This window comes from Pleomorphovibrio marinus (genome assembly GCF_003347495.1).
Taxonomy (GTDB): Bacteria; Bacteroidota; Bacteroidia; order Cytophagales; family Cyclobacteriaceae; genus Pleomorphovibrio; species Pleomorphovibrio marinus.
In genome coordinates this window covers 436,631-452,072 of the sequence record NZ_QCXY01000004.1, presented here as the reverse complement: position 1 = coordinate 452,072, position 15,442 = coordinate 436,631, and the positions used below count along the sequence as shown (strand labels likewise).

Here is a 15,442-nt window from a genome sequence, read left to right as displayed (position 1 = left end):
CCAAAAAAGACCTTAAAGGTTATGGGCACTTGACCTTTGGGGTTTTTCCATAACCCCGAAGGTCTTGTGGTTAAGATGACATTCATTGGGTAGACCCAATTTGTTTACGTTGAAAACCTTCGAGGTCCAAAAAAGACCTCAAAGGTTATGGGCACTTGACCTTTGGGGTTTTTCCATAACCCCCGTCTTTTTCGGTATTTTTGAATTGGTAAAAAAAAGGTATTTTTGGAAATGGTCATTTAGGCATTTTCCCACAAGTGATACTACCAAGTTGATGTATGTGTGGCTGGTTCCTATGTCACCCCTTTAGCCAAGTAATTTCCTAATGAAGATTTGATCCAATTTCTACTCCACAACGATGACGTTAACCACTCTTGATTGGGGGATTGTTTTGTTTTTCTTTGCCACCACCATGGCGATAGGTATTTGGGCCTCCCGACATGCGGCAAAAAACACCATGTCCTTCTTCCTGTCAGGTAGAAATATGCCTTGGTACCTGCTGGGCATTTCCATGGTAGCCACCACCTTTTCCGTGGATACCCCGAACCTGGTAGCAGATATCGTGCGGCAAGGGGGTATTTCCGGAAATTGGGTGTGGTGGGCTTTTCTGCTTACCGGCATGCTGACCGTTTTCGTCTATGCTAAATTGTGGAGGAGGTCGGAGGTGCTTACGGATATTGCCTTTTACGAACTGAGGTACAGTGGAAAGGCCGCGGCTTTCCTCAGAGGCTTTAGGGCAATTTATTTAGGGGTGGTATTTAATGTGGCCATTATGGCCGCAGTGAACCTGGCTGCGATTAAAATCGGAGGGGTGATGCTGGGCCTAAGCCCCTGGCAGGTCATCTTAATAGCCGGAGGTGTTACGGTGTTGTTCAGTTCCCTTGGGGGGTTTCTAGGTGTGGTGCTTACGGATTTCATCCTTTTTTTCGCTGCCATGTTGGGTTCCGTATTGGCGGCATATTATGCGGTTCAACACCCTGAGGTTGGGAGCCTGACCAAGCTTTTTGAGCATCCTGAAGTTGCTGGTAAGCTTTCCATTCTTCCTGATTTCAACGAGTGGGAGGCCGCGGTAGTGGTTTTTATCCTACCGCTCACTGTGCAATGGTGGTCGGTGTGGTATTCAGGAGCTGAGCCCGGAGGTGGGGGATATATCGCCCAACGTATGTTGGCTACCAAGGATGAGAAAAACGCCATGGGTGCCACCCTGTTGTTCAACGTGGCGCATTATGCATTGAGGCCTTGGCCATGGATCATCGTGGCGCTTTGCTCCTTGGTGGTATTTCCTGACCTTGAGGCATTGCAAAGTGCCTTTCCTCACATGGATTCCAAAATGATTGGACATGACTTGGCATACTCAGCCATGCTTACCTTTCTCCCCTCAGGGGTGCTTGGGCTGGTATTCGCCTCCATGGTAGCGGCATACATGTCCACGATATCCACCTGTCTTAATTTGGGCTCATCCTATATGGTGCACGATTTTTACAGCCGCTTTATACGTCCAGATGCCAATGAAAAAAGGCTGGTGGCGGTGGCTAGGATAGTCACCATAATTTTAATGGTTTTTTCTTCCCTATTGGCCTTGGTGCTGCAAAGTGCCCTGTCGGCATTCAATATCCTGCTACAGATTGGTGCAGGTACCGGACTTTTGTTTATCCTGCGATGGTTTTGGTACAGGATCAATCCCTACAGTGAGCTTGCTGCCATGCTGGTGTCTTTTTGTGTGGCATTGGCTTTCGTTGGGCTAGAATACTACCAAGGGATTAGGTTGGAAGGCTTATTGGAGTCGGGGATGGATAGACAAAGTGCCTCGGCCCAATTATGGGTCTTCAAGCCGTATGAACAATTACTAATAGGCGTGACCATCACCACTGTGGCCTGGCTGCTGGTCACCTGGCTTACACCAATTACCCAAATGGAGACGCTGGAGAAATTCTACAGGAAAGTAAGACCGGGTAGAATAGGGTGGGAAAAAGTGATCCGGCATTGCGAAAAGATGGGCAGGCCCATTCCTGAAAAAGACCAAAAGCCGGAATGGCCCATTGGTCTGTTGGGAATGGTTTGCGGAGCTGTGGCTGTTTATAGCGGGCTTTTTGCTACTGGATACTATATTTTTGCATTTTATGAATTGGCGATATTTTTTACTGTAATTTTTGTTATTTTTTCTGTTATATTATTTAAAATTTGGAGAAGAATGAATTATCTTTAACCTATATTTTTCAATTTTTGTGAAGTTGAACTGGAGAAAAGATGGGTAGGAGCACGTTGAATTTCTTGTGGATTTTATTGGTGGGATGTCAAATTGTTAGTCCCAAAACCAGCTTGGAGGAGAAAGAGGATTTTATGGTTGTGGGATATGTCATGGTACCCCATGATAGACTAATCGATATAGATACCTTGGAGTTGGAGGGGCTTACCGATATCAACCTTGCCTTTATCAACCCTGATCCCAGGGGAAATTTCCCTCAAAGGGAGGAATTGTCCGTTTTGGTGGGATCGCTAAAAGAAAAAGGCCTAAGAGTATATTTTTCCCTTGGGGGTAATTATGCTCCGGCACATTTGAAGACCTTGATGCACAAAGAAAACAGAGAGGTCTTTTTAGATCAGCTGATGAATTATGCATTGCGAAATGGCTTTGATGGTTTGGATTTCAGCCTGGGGCATGAATTGATCGATGAAAACTTTGATCCTTTTCTAAGGGCTGCACACAAGAAATTCCAAACTCATAACCTACGGATCACCGCTGCACTCAGTGCATGGAGCTCCAACAAGATCTCAGACAAGACCTTATCCTTGTTGGATTGTATATATATCATGTCTTTTGACAAAACCGGACCATGGAATCCCTTGGGTTTTGGGCAACATGCCCCCATGGAAATGGTAAAAGAAGATTACGACTATTTTCATAACAAAAGAAACATACCAGCTCATAAACTGCTTATCGGTATGCCCTTATATGGACGTGCCTTTGGGCCATGGGCGAAACCAAGCTGGGGATACAGCGAAATAATGGAGCAATTTCCAGAAGCAGCCCACCAGGATAGGATACAGCTTCCGGAGGGAGGGGTACTGTACTTTAACAGTCCCAAAACCCTTATGGAAAAGGTAAATTATTCCAAAAGAATTGGAGCTGCCGGGGTAATGTTATGGTCCTTGCAGGATGACGCCAAAGGTGAGGATTCCTTCTTGAGGGCAATTAACGACATGGAAAAAAAGAGACCTTATTTGGTTAACATTTTTTAAGCTTTTTCCTTGCAGCTTATCCACTCCGGTAAGCATTCCCAAGAGTGTTCTCCATGCAAACTCATTTTACCATTAATGGAGCAACAAGGCCTCAGTCTTCTACCCGATTTTTATAAGGGTAAAAGGGGTCTTTGTTATTTCAGGTAGTTTTTTTGCCACCTACCCTTTCTTTCTTTGGGGAATAGCTACAATTATTTTACATTCAGGACTACGATTGTTTATTTCTCAGTACCCAAAAATAACCTTACCCTTGCCTACCCTATGCGACTGATCCCATCATCCACCCTGATTATTTGCGCTGTCCTTTTTCTTTTGTTTTCCTGTAAAGAGAAAGGTTGGCAAGACATACATTCCATCGAAGACCTTGTGGAATCTCATCCTGAAGAGGTAAAGAGCTTGTTTGAACATCTCGATTTGCAGTTGCCGGAGCTTAGTGAGGTAAAGCAGGCCTATGAGGAGGGTCGAATGGAGGAGGCTTGTGCCAAGCTCCTGGACTATTACCGGGCATCGGCGCAAAATAGCAAATGGAAAAGGCCAATTCCAAGCGCGAGTAATGAGACTGTCGCGGAAGTTGATTCCATTTTGGAAAATGTATTTGTGATCCAGAACGTCCGGGGACAGGTACCCATACTCTCCTCTGGTCATAGGGACTGGCACTATAGAGGGCCAAACGACGACAGGGAATGGGCCTGGCTTTCCAACAGACATAGTCAGTTGATGCGGGTGTATAATGCCTATTTGGAAACGGGAAATGAGAAATATGTCAATTACCTGGATGAATTTTTAAGGGATTTTATTATCTACAGCATGCCCTACCCAGCGGAAAAAGGAAGGGATGCCATATGGAGGGGACTGGAAGTAGCCGCAAGGGTCAAGGCATGGACAAAGATTTTTTATGGCCTGCAAGAAAGTGAGCACTTTAATCCTGCTACCCGTTTGTTGATGCTCATCAGCCTACCGGATCATGCCCATTACAACAGGAACTTCCATGGGGGAAATAATTGGCTCACTATGGAGATTTCTGCCCTTGCTACCACAGCTGCATATTTTCCAGAATTCGAGTCCACTTCTGAATGGTTGGATTACTCGGTGGATGTCATGGTGGAAAGCATGGAGGACCAGGTATACCCGGATGGGGTGCAAACGGAGTTGACTGCGCATTATCACAATGTTTCCCTGAATAATTTTGAGTTGTTTAAAGAAATTTGTGAAGATGCAGATAAAGCTCTTCCGGACTATTTTGTCCAGACCATAGAAGATATGTATGGGTACATCGCCAAAGCCATTCGGCCCAGTGGGCATAGACCCCTTAACAATGATGGGGACAGGGGAAGTGATCAGGCTTTGTTGCTTCAGGGGGCGGAGTTGTTTGGAAGGGAAGATTGGAAATTTGTCGCCACCAATGGGAAAGAGGGAGAACGCCCGGAACAGGAACCTTCCTACCTGCTTCCTTGGGCTGGGCAATTGATCAGTAGAAGCGGTTTTGAACAAGATGCACATTGGTCCTTTTTCGATATCGGTCCCTGGGGCAGTGGACACCAGCACAATGATAAGTTGCACCTTTCCATCAGTGCCTTTGGGGAGGATTTTTTGGTGGATGCCGGACGTTTTGCCTATACGGGTGAAATAGCGGATAAATTCCGTCCCTACGCCAAGGGAAGCCAAGGGCACAACCTATTGTTGATTGATGGGCAGGGCCAGGGGCCAGGGCCTACCCATGCCACTTCTCCGGTTCCGGAATCTACTGTTCGAATTGAAGGGGATTTTGATTTCGCTACCTCAAGTTTTGAAGAATTTCTGGAATTGGAAGGAGAGGTGGCTCATTCTAGGTCCATGATGTATGTTAGGGACAAGTTTTGGGTTGTTGCCGATAGGGTGGTGGGGTCCGGTGAACATAGTGTTGAAACCCTTTGGCATTGGCATCCTGACTGCGAAGTAAAGGAGGAAGAAAACCAAATAACCGGTTCCCACCAAGGGGGCAATCTGGTCTTGATACCCTTGGGGGATGTTGATTTCGAACTGCAATGGATAGAGGGACAAGAGGATCCCGAAATACAGGGGTGGTACAGCCCGGAATACAACGTTTATATGCCCAACGTGGCCAATAGCTACCAAACCACCCTGAATCAGTCGGGTAATTTGGTTTGGCTGCTGCTTCCTTACCAGGGAGAAAGGCCCCGGATACAAACCCAACTCCTTGAAACCAACGAAAAACAGGTACGTGTGTCCGTAAATGTGGATGAAGCTGCTTGGGAATTGACACTCCCCTTTTCGGATGGCAGGAACGCTAGTCTAAAAATGCTGAGATAGATTTCTATGGAAAATTATCCGAATTGTTTCATGATTTTCTGTCACAATTCCAAAACAGCACCTATCCAACAGAAAGGATGGGCTGGCTTCCTATTCCTCGTTGGCATGATGGAGTACATTTTTTATCAATTTTTCAGAGACTATTATCTTCGACATTCTTTATGTCTTCGTCAAGTTCTTCAGGGGAATAGTTAAAAATCGAAACGCCATAATCACCTAGCAGTACCATGAACGCTTCTTTTGAATAGCCGGCTAATTCTGCTGCTTGACCCAGAGTAAGTTTTCCCATTTCATATAATTTAGATGCCAAAACCATTCTAGCTTCTTTATCATCTAAATCTATTGTACTTGGTAAATCTATCGTTATGGTTTTCATTTGTTTATATTTTTCTTTTCGACGGTGTCACACCTGACTGCCGCCAGGCAGGCTTGATCTAATAGGCTCAAGATAATCAAGTATATATTTTAACGTCAATTGTGTCACATACGTTCTGAGTTTTTTAAAAGTTGGTTCAACCGAGCATTATAGGACTGCCAATAGTTTTTTTTGGTAGTATCAGAAAGAAACGAGGCGGTGATCATTTTAAAAACAACATCGGATTTTGACACCATTTTGCTCATAATATCCTGATAGACCTTCTCGGGTATTTCGGCAAGTTCTGCAAGTTTAGATAATGGAACCCTAATTTTCCCTTGAGCTAAGTGCTTAGGCAACAACCCCTCGTCTAAAGCAAAATCCTTATCCTCTATATGGATACGACTATTTAACAGGTCATAGGCCGGACTTAGCCTAAAATCACCCATAGGGTTTCCAGTAGGGAGAATTTCTTAAAGTGAGCATCTCCATTTGAAAATAAGTAATTAAAAACCAAGGATTTGAATAGTTTGGGTGCCTCTACTTTATAGGTGGGCAAATGAGTTTGCATCACCTGAAATAGCTGAAGATAACTCACCTTCTGCTTTGTTCAAAAAGTTCATTCATATCAGGGTTCGAGCTTGGTGAATCGTAAGGTAAAATAGGGGATACAACTTTACCGAAAAAAACCCTATTCAAGCAGGTCCTGCTATAGGTATTAAAACCTTTTGATAAAGTACCGGGGCAATGCGTGATTTCAGGATAACCCATAATCAGTCTATTTTCTGAACCCGAACAGCACCAATACTATCGTGTTTTGCGCATGTCATCAGTATACCGAAATCATCCGATTGGTCAATCCTGTTGAGTTTACACACCGTTTGTTTGTTTGAGCCTTCTGGTAGCATGTTATAAAAAAATGGGAACAAATAACTGGAATGGTGCTCAGTTATACTCTTGGGCATCGTAAGACTAATGGCTGGATTGCTTTTATCCCCAACCAGGTATCTGTATACCTGAAGGAGAATGTACCATCATCACGTTGTGTCAAGACTCCTGCTTCTTCTTCCTTGTAGAGTACTTTTGCCCGTCTCATTTATTGGCAGTTTTACCTGATACATTTTTGAGTCTTAAACTAAGTTCAAATCCCAACACATCTGCTATTTTTTGCAAGGTAAAAAGGGTTGGGTTTCCTTTGCCACTTTCAAACTGTTTTAAGGTCCTTAAGCCTACACCTGAAAGTTGGGCTAAGGATTCCTGGGTAACACGTAGTGATTTTCTACGCTCCTTTATCATTTTAATTAATTCGTCAAAGTGCATTATCCAGCCCCTTTTTATGCAAAATACACGTTTTTACTTAAATACCAACATAAAATACCTTATAAGGCCCTAATTGCTGAAGATGACAGTGTTTTTAACCAAAAATTATTTAAAAGTGTATAATGATGCGCTATTTCATAAAAAAACGATTTGGGAAGCCTATACCTGACTTCCGTCAGGCAGGCTCGATTTCGAGAAAAGATAAAGCAGATTTGAAATCCGCCTGTTTAAAGTGGCACGGTGTATTTCCTTTTTGTGTCTGATTTTTGGGAATTATTGGGGAAGTGAAAAGGATTGCAAATCCTTATTGTCTGAGGTCGGGATTGCAAATCCCGAATAGCAGCAATTTCCACATTTTTCACTTGCCTTTTTAATAGGACCCCCTGGTTTAATTTGCCAATACCTCCAACTCCCACTCCTCAGTGAAACTGAAGGATTCCCCCGGTGCCAGTTTTCGGGTGGGGCCACAGGGTTCCATCTCCGCAAAGCGCCCGTTGCTATAAAATATACCCGTCATATGCTCACTTCCTTCATAGCTGGCCTCCGCAAACACGGGGAATCGTTTCACCATTCTAAGCTGCCCCAGCTGATAGGACATCCATCCGGCTTTGGCATCTGTGCCTGCTTTATACGTGCTTCCTATGGCATGAAAATGAAGGATGCCTCCTTTGATCCATAATCTTTCGTCCTCTTCAGGGTTTTCTTCGATGCGGTTGGGGTTCCAGGCAAATTTCCCTACACCCTGCTCAAACCGGCTGTTTTCGGTAGCTAAGGGTAGCATCATAATGCCTCCCGGCTTTACCAGCGTCCTGCCCCAAAAATGCCTTACCAGGGTGTCTGCACTTATATTTTCCCCAATCTGGGTAATCGTTAACTTCCCCGTACCGGGGTCTAAGCTAAATATGCGCTGAGACACCAAACCCAATTTCTGGTCGCTGGTACTGTTCATTCGCAGGGAAAAGGCCCCTGTGACCTCCACCTCCCATGGCCCCATCCAGGTAAGGGCATGAATACGTCTGGTTTCCATTTCAGGGCCATAGTCCAACCTGCCCCCATCCGGGTCAAAAGGGGATTCTTTCCACTCTTCAAAGTTTGTTCCGTCCTGATCGGGGTTTTCATGGATGATATTTTGGCCCTTATGGGCAAAAACCATGACTCTTGCACCTGTATGCGGGTTGATTATCACTTCTGTGTTTTGGTTAAATAGGCGGTAGCATCCCCTCCAACCCCTATAATCCACAATTTCCACCCCTGCATAAAGGTCAGCCTGGGTAATAAAAAGAAACAGGGCAAGAACAAGTAGTAGTGATATCTTCATAGCTATTTAAAGGCGTAAAGGCGGGATGGGTTTTTTATAAAAAGGTGCTCAAAATAGGATTTCAACCCCAATTCTTCCAGCTTCTCCACGAAAGTGGTCAGCAGGAAGTCCAAGCCAGGTTTTCCGCCATAGCTTTTCCAATAGGTATGCTTGGCGGCATCCATGCCCACAGTGATTTGATCGGGGAATTCTGGCAGTAACTTTTCCAGCAGCATATAGGTATAGTTGGTTTCCTTCCATCTAAAGGCACTATCGTATTCTACCCTTACTCCTGTTTGTAGCAAGTCCCTATGATAGGAGAGATCATATTTTCTGTCCACATGTGAAAGCACCACATGTTCCAAATCTGCACCGTATTTAGAGAAAAGCTCCACCTGTTCCATGGCCTGGTTTCCAAAGTTGGTGTGGGTAAGGATGGGTGCCCCTGTCTTACGATGGGCAGCGGTGACTGCTTTAAAGATTTTTTTCTGATGGGCGGAGATGGCCTCATCACCTGTAGCCAGCTTGATCATTCCGGCTTTATGCCCTGTTCTTTCCACTATGGGCCCGGTATAATCATACCGATCTATGCCCTCTTCGATATCAGCTATAAATAAGCCGGCAAGTTGCTCCTCGTCATAGCTGTACCTCCAGTGCTGGGAGGGATAGTAAATTTCCAAATGAATACCTGTGGGCGCAATGATTTGTATGCCGGATCGCCGTGAAACGGCGGCTAATTTCTCCACATTTCTGCCACAGTTGGCAGGCATGGTATCCACCATGGTTCTGCCGCCAGCGGCATATACCTCACTTAGTTCTTCACTCACTTTGGTCACCTCATTTAGTAGAAATTCAGGGTTTTGTGTGGTGGGAAAACTCTCCTCTATGATGATATGCTCATGCGCATAAGTGACTCCCATTTTGTCGGTGGGGAGATCCCCCAAAACGGTCCTGAAAAAAGGATTCATGGTTATAGGTTTTTTAGGTTGTTAGACCAGCCGTTTCTGCTGGTGTCTGCTTTTTCCATTGGCACCTGTAATATAGCCCCCAGTTCTTGCAGTTTGTCTTGCAATTTGGCAACAGGTATTTCCGGGGCTGAAAGGTTATCATCAAGGCTTATGCAAGCCGCCAATCCGGCAGCTTGCCCCATGGACATGGTTTGTCCCATGGACCTGCAGGAGGCATGGGCATCATGGGTGGCGGAAAAACACCTGCCCACCACCCAAGTGATCTGGCTTTTTTGTGGCACTATGGTCCCGTAAGGAACCCCATATACACCATCTCCAGGTATGTATTCCCACACGGTTTCTGAACCTCCGTCCTCGGATTTTTTATGGTCCTCTATTGGTGCACCACAAAGTAAAATACTGGTTTGGGGTATTTTACCGCTTAAGCAATCTTCCCTGGAAAGCCTTTCCATCCCATATACCCTTCTGGTTTCCCTCACGCCTATTTGGTGGGAAAGGCCTATGATTTTGGCATTTTCATAACCGGGCACTTCCTCCCTGAAAAATTTTTCGTAAATGAATGCTTGTCTTCTCCCCTCAATTTCGGCCTGAGTAAATTCCTCGGCGCGGTCTGCCCTGAGATCGGTGACCTTAACTGCCACGGTAGAGATGCACATGGCCTGTACCATCTCATGTGCCGATCCCTGTTTTCGGGGTAAGGGGTGCCTGCCTGAGCCTACGGCTGATTCCATTTTTTCCATCAACATCTTTTTTCCCCCGGCTTTTTGATAGGCCTCCAAGTCCACATTGGACATGCGAAAGGTAGTGGTCATGCTTTGGGCAGGTTCTTTTTCTCCGGCCAACTCAAATTCATGTCCAGCCTGCTTGCAGAAGTCAGCGTCTCCGCTGGCATCGATTACCCTTTTAGCTTTGATTTTGAAAAATCCACCCTTATTATATATCACGCAGGTGTGAATACCCTCAGCCTCTCCCGGCTGAACTTCCACCAGAGTGGTGTGCAGCAGGTACTTAATCCCTGCTTCTTCTATAAGTTGGTCCCAAACCAATTTAAGTCGCTCTGGGTTATAATTGATACCGGTGCCTGCACCATAGGTATTGGGCCTGAGAAAGATGTCCCCGGTTACCTTAAGTCGGTTCACCACCGTGTCGGGAACACCTCCCACTATCTTTTTGGGAGTTTCACCGGGAGTGAAAAAACCATAGAAGGTATCCAACATCTGCGTGGAGGTTCCACCAGGAAACCCATACCTTTCGATCAGCATCACTTTACCCTTATGGTAGTAGCCCGCTGTAATGGCTGCCACACTTCCTGCCGAACCGGCCCCGATTACCAAAATGTCCACTTCTGCCAATAAGGGGATAGTGCTTGCATTGATAAATGTACTCATAACTGATGGCTTTTCTCTACCTGATAAAATAATGCGGAAAGCCGCTGTGCATGTTCGTCATAGGCACTTTCAAAAAGGGCTGCTGACCGCTCGGCCCCTACCACAGCGGCACCTGTCAACACCTTTGGGGGATGTCCTCTTTGTGTGAGCAGGTCGGCAAGGGTGGCTTTTATGCAATTGACCATCATGGCACCACCCACCGTGGATCCTGGAGCTACCGGTGTTTCCAACCCTTCTACCTTGACCATTGCATCCCCAGTAGGAGCCCCTGTGTCCAATACAAGATCTGCAAAATCGGTCAGTTTTTTTCCGTCTTCCCGTTTGCTTTGGCTGCTGGAGCAGTGGTCTTTGGTCACCAAAGCCACTACCTTTATTCCGTGTTCTTGAAAACATTCCGCCATTTCTACGGGGACGATATTGCAACCGCTGGAGGAGATGATCAATGCGGTATCTTTATCCGATAACCTGAAATTTCTCAGGATTCTTGGGGCAAGTCCCGGCACATTTTCCAAAAACATGGCCTGGCGCTGCCCATTTGCGCCAACTACCAAATTATGAAAAGTCAATGATAGCTCAACGATAGGGTTGAAGCCCGGAAAGGACCCGTACCTTGGCCACATTTCCTCCACCATGATCCTGCTATGTCCTGACCCAAATACGTGGACCACCCTGCCCGAGATAATGGAGTCCGCAAACCAGGTAGCGGCTTGATGAATGGCTTCCTTTTGTGCGGAGATTTTAGCCGTTATTTCTTCACATTTTGAAAGGTATTGTTCTATGGGTGTAGCCATATTTAATTTTTTATGTTAGGATTGATGGTTTTATTTGTTCTTAAGAGAACTGAAAATGGCTGCACCAAGGGCTCCGGCATATGCACCTTGGGTCGCAAGGAGTATTGGCGTTTTATGTCCGGAGGGTTGCCACTCAAAAACGTCCATGAAATTCCCCAATGGCAGGAGCAGGCCTTCCTTTGCCTGGGCCATACCACCACCCAATATAATCATTTCCGGAGAAAACACATTTACTAGTGAAGCCAGCGCTGCAGCCAAATCCCTTACCATATTGAGCCAAAGGTAGGTAGCTATGGTTTTTCCTTCTTGGTAATCTTTGAATACCTGTTCGTTTTGGGTATATATACCAAAGGATCTAGCCACGATGCTTGCATTGCCCACCGCATCTTCCAGACTACCCGGAGTTCCGGTAATGTCTAAGGAATCGCTTCGTCGCACAGCAATATGGCCTAGATGACCCGCCCTTCCCAATTCCCCCTGATGCAATTGTCCGTCTATAATAAGCCCTCCGCCTACCCCAGTTCCCAGAGTAAGCATTATAAGGTGTTTACTACCCTTTCCCACCCCAAAATGATATTCTGCCAGGGTAGCGGCATGGGCGTCATTCAGCACCTTGCAGGGCGTTCCAAGATAATTTCCCCAATCCAAATCAGTTAGCCCCTTGAGCCTACCGGGCATATGAAGGATGGAGGTATTGTGGGGATCCGCTAAACCAGGTGCGGATATTCCTAAACTGAAAGGCAAGCCTACTTTCTCCTTGAGCAATAGAAACACTTCATCCACCTTCTTCTTCCATTCCTCATCACCTGTATCCCTAGTGGGTAGCTTGGTTTTGAAGATTACGTCATTTTCCTCACCAAGGGCTATTCCTTTCACATTGGTTCCTCCTATATCAATTCCTAGCTTATACATCTCCTTGATATTGACCTTCACTGACACTCCATCCACCGTCAACGGCTATGCACTGTCCTGTGATAAATTGGGATTGATCGGAAAGCAAAAGACAGGCTAATGCACTGACATCCTCTGGGGCACCCATTCTACCCTGATCCAGGGGCTGTTTGCTTTTTATAAATGATTGAATGATAGGGTCAGTAGCCGCCCTTTGGGCCATGGGGGTAGCCACTAAGCCTGGTGTAATTACATTCACGCGGATATTGTGGCTGGCATAATAGGCAGCAATGGAAGTACTGAAACCTTCAATAGCTGCTTTGGAGGTCGCATAAGCGTGGGTGGCAAAATAGGCCGGGGAGGGGTGACTACCCAGGACACTGCCAAGGTTTAGCAGGGCACCCGGGGTTTTCTTTTCTAAAAAATACCTTATGGCAGCTCTGTTGGATAGCATCACCGAAGTAAGGTTGAGACTAAGTGTGTATTCCCATCCCTCCAGCGATAGTCTATCCAAGGGACCGTCTCCAAACTTTCTTCCACTTCCCCCTGCCACATGAAATAGCCCCTTCATTGCTCCAAAAGTGTGTTCGCATTCTTCGATGGCTTTTTCAGCGGTTCCCTCTTCCCTTGCATCCACTAAAAGCACCTTTCCATTCTTTTTTATTTCTCTTTCGGCTTTGGTGGCTTCGGCATCCTCTTTTCCCGTTACCAGTACTTTTGCGCCATGGTCTATCATTTTTTTAGCTGCGGCAAGTCCAATTCCGCTTGTTCCACCTATGATAACAATATTTTTGCCTTTCAGCATGGATATGGGTTTAATGCATTGCCATTTTAAAATTGAAGATAAGGAAAAAAAATCAAAGAGGTGTGAGTGAGGGAAGAGTGGTTATTCTCGACTTTAAATAAAAAATTGTTTAATATAATTACATATTTATTAAACAAAACAAAATAAACACCGTTCAACTACATATGATTCATTCACATTCACTGCATCAACTTTAGTTTTCTGTCTTCTTGGGTTTTGCATAAGAAATAAAAAAACTGCGAGAGCATCAAAAAAACGATTAAACCAACTATTATTTTACCAAAGCCATCCAAAATCTTGGATGGCTTTGAAGTTTTCTGGCTTTTTCTTATTTTCATTTTTAATTAGCTACAAAATGGCAAATGTCATTTTGCTTATTTAATCATCCTAAATTCAGCCAATGTTAGTTAATCGCTTTTCCTTGTTGGGGTTTGCCCTTTGTTTATTGCTTTCAAGCTGTGGTTCCGTGGAAGAGGAAAAAGATCCAGACTTTCAAATAGCCCTGGAGAATGGCTATTTGGCACAAGAAGGATACAGAAGGTGCATGGATTTTGTAAAGGCTTGGCTGGATCATCAGGATCCGGAGACTGGTTTAATTCCCAGAAATCTTAAGGAGTCCAAGGATTTGTGGAATGCAAAAGATGCCGCAGCAGATAATTATCCCTTTATGGTTTTGACAGCCGCAATCTTAGACAGAGAATTGTACGAGGGAAAGATGAGGGAAATTCTCAAGACAGAACAAACCTTAACCAATCGTTTGGACCGATTGCCGGACGACTGGTCATTTTCCAAGCAGGATTTTGTAAGGGAGACCATTGATAAGGAGGAGATCATTTTTGGGGCATCGGAATATATCAAAGACGGCCTTTTGCCCCTAACAGAATATATAGGGGAAACAGCCTGGTCAGCTAGGATGATTGACCTTTTGGATGATATCTGGAAACATGCCGATAAATCCACCCCATTTGGAGATATTCCATCTTATAACGTGGAAGTAAATGGGGAGCTGATGCAGGCCCTTTCCAGGGTATATTGGATGACCGGGGAACAAAAATACCTGGATTGGGCCATCAGGTTGGCAGACTTTTACCTTCTGGGGGAGAACCATCCCAGCAGGGATCAGGAACTTTTGAGGTTAAGGGATCATGGTTGCGAAATCGTTTCAGGACTATGCGAGGTGTATGTAAGCACCGCCTTTGCAAACCCTGAAAAAAGGGAGGCCTATAAAGCCCCCATGATGGAAATGCTGGATAGGATCTTGGAGGTAGGCACCAATGAACATGGGCTATTTTACAACCAAATAAACCCCATCACTGGGGAAATCCTGGATGAGGGCATAGCCGATACTTGGGGATATACCTATAATGGCTATTATTCCGTGTATATGCTGGATAGTGTGGAAAGGTACAGAGAAGCATTATTGCATGCCTTTGACCATCTACATAACTATGAGTACTACGACTGGGAGAGGGGCAGTGCGGATGGGTATGCGGATGCCATAGAAAGTGCCTTGAATCTCTATAATAGGGAACCGGTCCGGCAAGCTGAGGAGTGGATAAACAGTGAAATTCAAGTCATGTGGTCGATGCAGGACTCTGCCCATAGGAGTGGGACAGAGGCGTATAGGGGAACAGGGATTATTGAAGGTTGGCATGGGGATGGTAATTTTGCCAGGACAAGTATCATGTATAGTTTGTGGAAAACGCAAGGAACCACTTTACATCCCTGGAGCGAAAAGGTATATCATGGAGCGATGGCCACAGATAGGGGAATAAAGATTGCGATATTCCCCGAGGAAGCGTGGGAAGGTAGGTTGGCCTTTGATTTTCCAAGGCATAGTGAGATTTTTAACCTGCCCATGGATTATCCAAGAATCAATCAGTTGCCCGAGTGGTTTACGGTGGAGAATGAGGAACTCTATGATCTGATCTTTATCAATACTGGGGAGAAAAAGCGGTTAAGCGGCTCTGCTTTGCGCGAGGGGATACCCGTAAATGCGGCAATTAATGAGCCTGTTCATATCGAGGTGAGAAGGGGTTTTTAGTTTTTTTGTTTTTTCTGGGACAAATAGGTGAGC

Annotated in this window: 14 protein-coding genes and 1 pseudogene; 4 read left to right on the top strand and 11 right to left on the bottom strand. The window is 45.3% G+C overall.

The window, feature by feature from the left end:
* The first annotated feature begins 358 nt into the window (after window positions 1-358).
* The 3 genes from DB520_RS13445 to DB520_RS13435 all read left to right on the top strand — a co-directional run bounded on the left by DB520_RS13445 (window position 359) and on the right by DB520_RS13435 (window position 5,550).
* On the top strand, window positions 359-2,206 hold the full coding sequence (locus DB520_RS13445; protein ID WP_114750219.1) for a sodium:solute symporter family protein: 1,848 nt from the start codon (window positions 359-361) through the stop codon (window positions 2,204-2,206).
* A gap of 41 nt (window positions 2,207-2,247) precedes the next feature.
* Complete coding sequence (locus tag DB520_RS13440; RefSeq protein ID WP_114750218.1) at window positions 2,248-3,240, top strand: glycosyl hydrolase family 18 protein; 993 nt, start codon at window positions 2,248-2,250, stop codon at window positions 3,238-3,240.
* 261 nt (window positions 3,241-3,501) lie between these two features.
* On the top strand, window positions 3,502-5,550 hold the full coding sequence (locus DB520_RS13435) for an alginate lyase family protein (protein WP_114750312.1): 2,049 nt from the start codon (window positions 3,502-3,504) through the stop codon (window positions 5,548-5,550).
* Between the two features lie 133 nt (window positions 5,551-5,683).
* On the opposite strand, the gene DB520_RS13430 is transcribed toward DB520_RS13435, so the two are convergent.
* The 11 genes and pseudogenes from DB520_RS13430 to DB520_RS13385 all read right to left on the bottom strand — a co-directional run bounded on the left by DB520_RS13430 (window position 5,684) and on the right by DB520_RS13385 (window position 13,365).
* Complete coding sequence (locus DB520_RS13430; protein ID WP_114750217.1) at window positions 5,684-5,926, bottom strand: UPF0175 family protein; 243 nt, start codon at window positions 5,924-5,926, stop codon at window positions 5,684-5,686.
* A 104-nt stretch (window positions 5,927-6,030) separates the two neighbouring features.
* Window positions 6,031-6,354 (bottom strand): hypothetical protein, encoded by a 324-nt coding sequence (locus DB520_RS27045; RefSeq protein ID WP_198675334.1) that lies wholly within the window; start codon window positions 6,352-6,354, stop codon window positions 6,031-6,033.
* Window positions 6,336-6,476, bottom strand: coding sequence for a hypothetical protein (locus DB520_RS27660; RefSeq protein ID WP_394340936.1), 141 nt, complete (start codon window positions 6,474-6,476; stop codon window positions 6,336-6,338). Before DB520_RS27660 ends, DB520_RS27045 begins: the two co-directional genes overlap by 19 nt.
* A 202-nt stretch (window positions 6,477-6,678) precedes the next feature.
* Window positions 6,679-7,001: pseudogene (locus DB520_RS27655) on the bottom strand (HipA N-terminal domain-containing protein).
* Window positions 6,998-7,225, bottom strand: a complete 228-nt coding sequence (locus tag DB520_RS13415; protein WP_114750216.1) for a helix-turn-helix domain-containing protein — start codon at window positions 7,223-7,225, stop codon at window positions 6,998-7,000. The pseudogene DB520_RS27655 and the gene DB520_RS13415 overlap by 4 nt, the downstream one beginning before the upstream one ends.
* A gap of 388 nt (window positions 7,226-7,613) precedes the next feature.
* On the bottom strand, window positions 7,614-8,543 hold the full coding sequence (locus DB520_RS13410) for a hypothetical protein (protein WP_114750215.1): 930 nt from the start codon (window positions 8,541-8,543) through the stop codon (window positions 7,614-7,616).
* Window positions 8,544-8,545: 2 nt separating this feature from the next.
* Window positions 8,546-9,490 (bottom strand): phosphotriesterase family protein, encoded by a 945-nt coding sequence (locus DB520_RS13405; protein WP_114750214.1) that lies wholly within the window; start codon window positions 9,488-9,490, stop codon window positions 8,546-8,548.
* Window positions 9,491-9,492: 2 nt separating this feature from the next.
* Window positions 9,493-10,878 (bottom strand): FAD-dependent oxidoreductase, encoded by a 1,386-nt coding sequence (locus tag DB520_RS13400; RefSeq protein ID WP_114750213.1) that lies wholly within the window; start codon window positions 10,876-10,878, stop codon window positions 9,493-9,495.
* Window positions 10,875-11,669, bottom strand: a complete 795-nt coding sequence (locus tag DB520_RS13395) for a sugar isomerase domain-containing protein (RefSeq protein WP_114750212.1) — start codon at window positions 11,667-11,669, stop codon at window positions 10,875-10,877. The genes DB520_RS13400 and DB520_RS13395 overlap by 4 nt, the downstream gene beginning before the upstream one ends.
* A gap of 30 nt (window positions 11,670-11,699) precedes the next feature.
* Window positions 11,700-12,581, bottom strand: coding sequence for an ROK family protein (locus DB520_RS13390; protein ID WP_114750311.1), 882 nt, complete (start codon window positions 12,579-12,581; stop codon window positions 11,700-11,702).
* The gene (locus DB520_RS13385) at window positions 12,574-13,365 is read right to left on the bottom strand and encodes an SDR family NAD(P)-dependent oxidoreductase (protein WP_114750211.1); all 792 of its coding nucleotides are present in this window, start codon (window positions 13,363-13,365) and stop codon (window positions 12,574-12,576) included. The genes DB520_RS13390 and DB520_RS13385 overlap by 8 nt, the downstream gene beginning before the upstream one ends.
* 400 nt (window positions 13,366-13,765) lie before the next feature.
* Here DB520_RS13385 and DB520_RS13380 point away from each other — a divergent pair, with 400 nt between their 5' ends.
* A complete protein-coding gene (locus DB520_RS13380; protein ID WP_114750210.1) occupies window positions 13,766-15,409 on the top strand; it encodes a glycoside hydrolase family 88 protein in 1,644 nt (547 codons plus the stop codon).
* Window positions 15,410-15,442: the final 33 nt, after the last annotated feature.

What these genes read in the sequence shown, in the direction of transcription:
- DB520_RS13445 (WP_114750219.1), top strand. Translation starts at nt 359, where the DNA reads ATGACGTTAACCACTCTTGATTGGGGGATTGTTTTGTTTTTCTTTGCC.
- DB520_RS13440 (WP_114750218.1), top strand. Translation starts at nt 2,248, where the DNA reads ATGGGTAGGAGCACGTTGAATTTCTTGTGGATTTTATTGGTGGGATGT.
- DB520_RS13435 (WP_114750312.1), top strand. Translation starts at nt 3,502, where the DNA reads ATGCGACTGATCCCATCATCCACCCTGATTATTTGCGCTGTCCTTTTT.
- DB520_RS13430 (WP_114750217.1), bottom strand. Translation starts at nt 5,926, where the DNA reads ATGAAAACCATAACGATAGATTTACCAAGTACAATAGATTTAGATGAT.
- DB520_RS27045 (WP_198675334.1), bottom strand. Translation starts at nt 6,354, where the DNA reads ATGGGTGATTTTAGGCTAAGTCCGGCCTATGACCTGTTAAATAGTCGT.
- DB520_RS27660 (WP_394340936.1), bottom strand. Translation starts at nt 6,476, where the DNA reads ATGCAAACTCATTTGCCCACCTATAAAGTAGAGGCACCCAAACTATTC.
- DB520_RS13415 (WP_114750216.1), bottom strand. Translation starts at nt 7,225, where the DNA reads ATGCACTTTGACGAATTAATTAAAATGATAAAGGAGCGTAGAAAATCA.
- DB520_RS13410 (WP_114750215.1), bottom strand. Translation starts at nt 8,543, where the DNA reads ATGAAGATATCACTACTACTTGTTCTTGCCCTGTTTCTTTTTATTACC.
- DB520_RS13405 (WP_114750214.1), bottom strand. Translation starts at nt 9,490, where the DNA reads ATGAATCCTTTTTTCAGGACCGTTTTGGGGGATCTCCCCACCGACAAA.
- DB520_RS13400 (WP_114750213.1), bottom strand. Translation starts at nt 10,878, where the DNA reads ATGAGTACATTTATCAATGCAAGCACTATCCCCTTATTGGCAGAAGTG.
- DB520_RS13395 (WP_114750212.1), bottom strand. Translation starts at nt 11,669, where the DNA reads ATGGCTACACCCATAGAACAATACCTTTCAAAATGTGAAGAAATAACG.
- DB520_RS13390 (WP_114750311.1), bottom strand. Translation starts at nt 12,581, where the DNA reads ATGTATAAGCTAGGAATTGATATAGGAGGAACCAATGTGAAAGGAATA.
- DB520_RS13385 (WP_114750211.1), bottom strand. Translation starts at nt 13,365, where the DNA reads ATGCTGAAAGGCAAAAATATTGTTATCATAGGTGGAACAAGCGGAATT.
- DB520_RS13380 (WP_114750210.1), top strand. Translation starts at nt 13,766, where the DNA reads ATGTTAGTTAATCGCTTTTCCTTGTTGGGGTTTGCCCTTTGTTTATTG.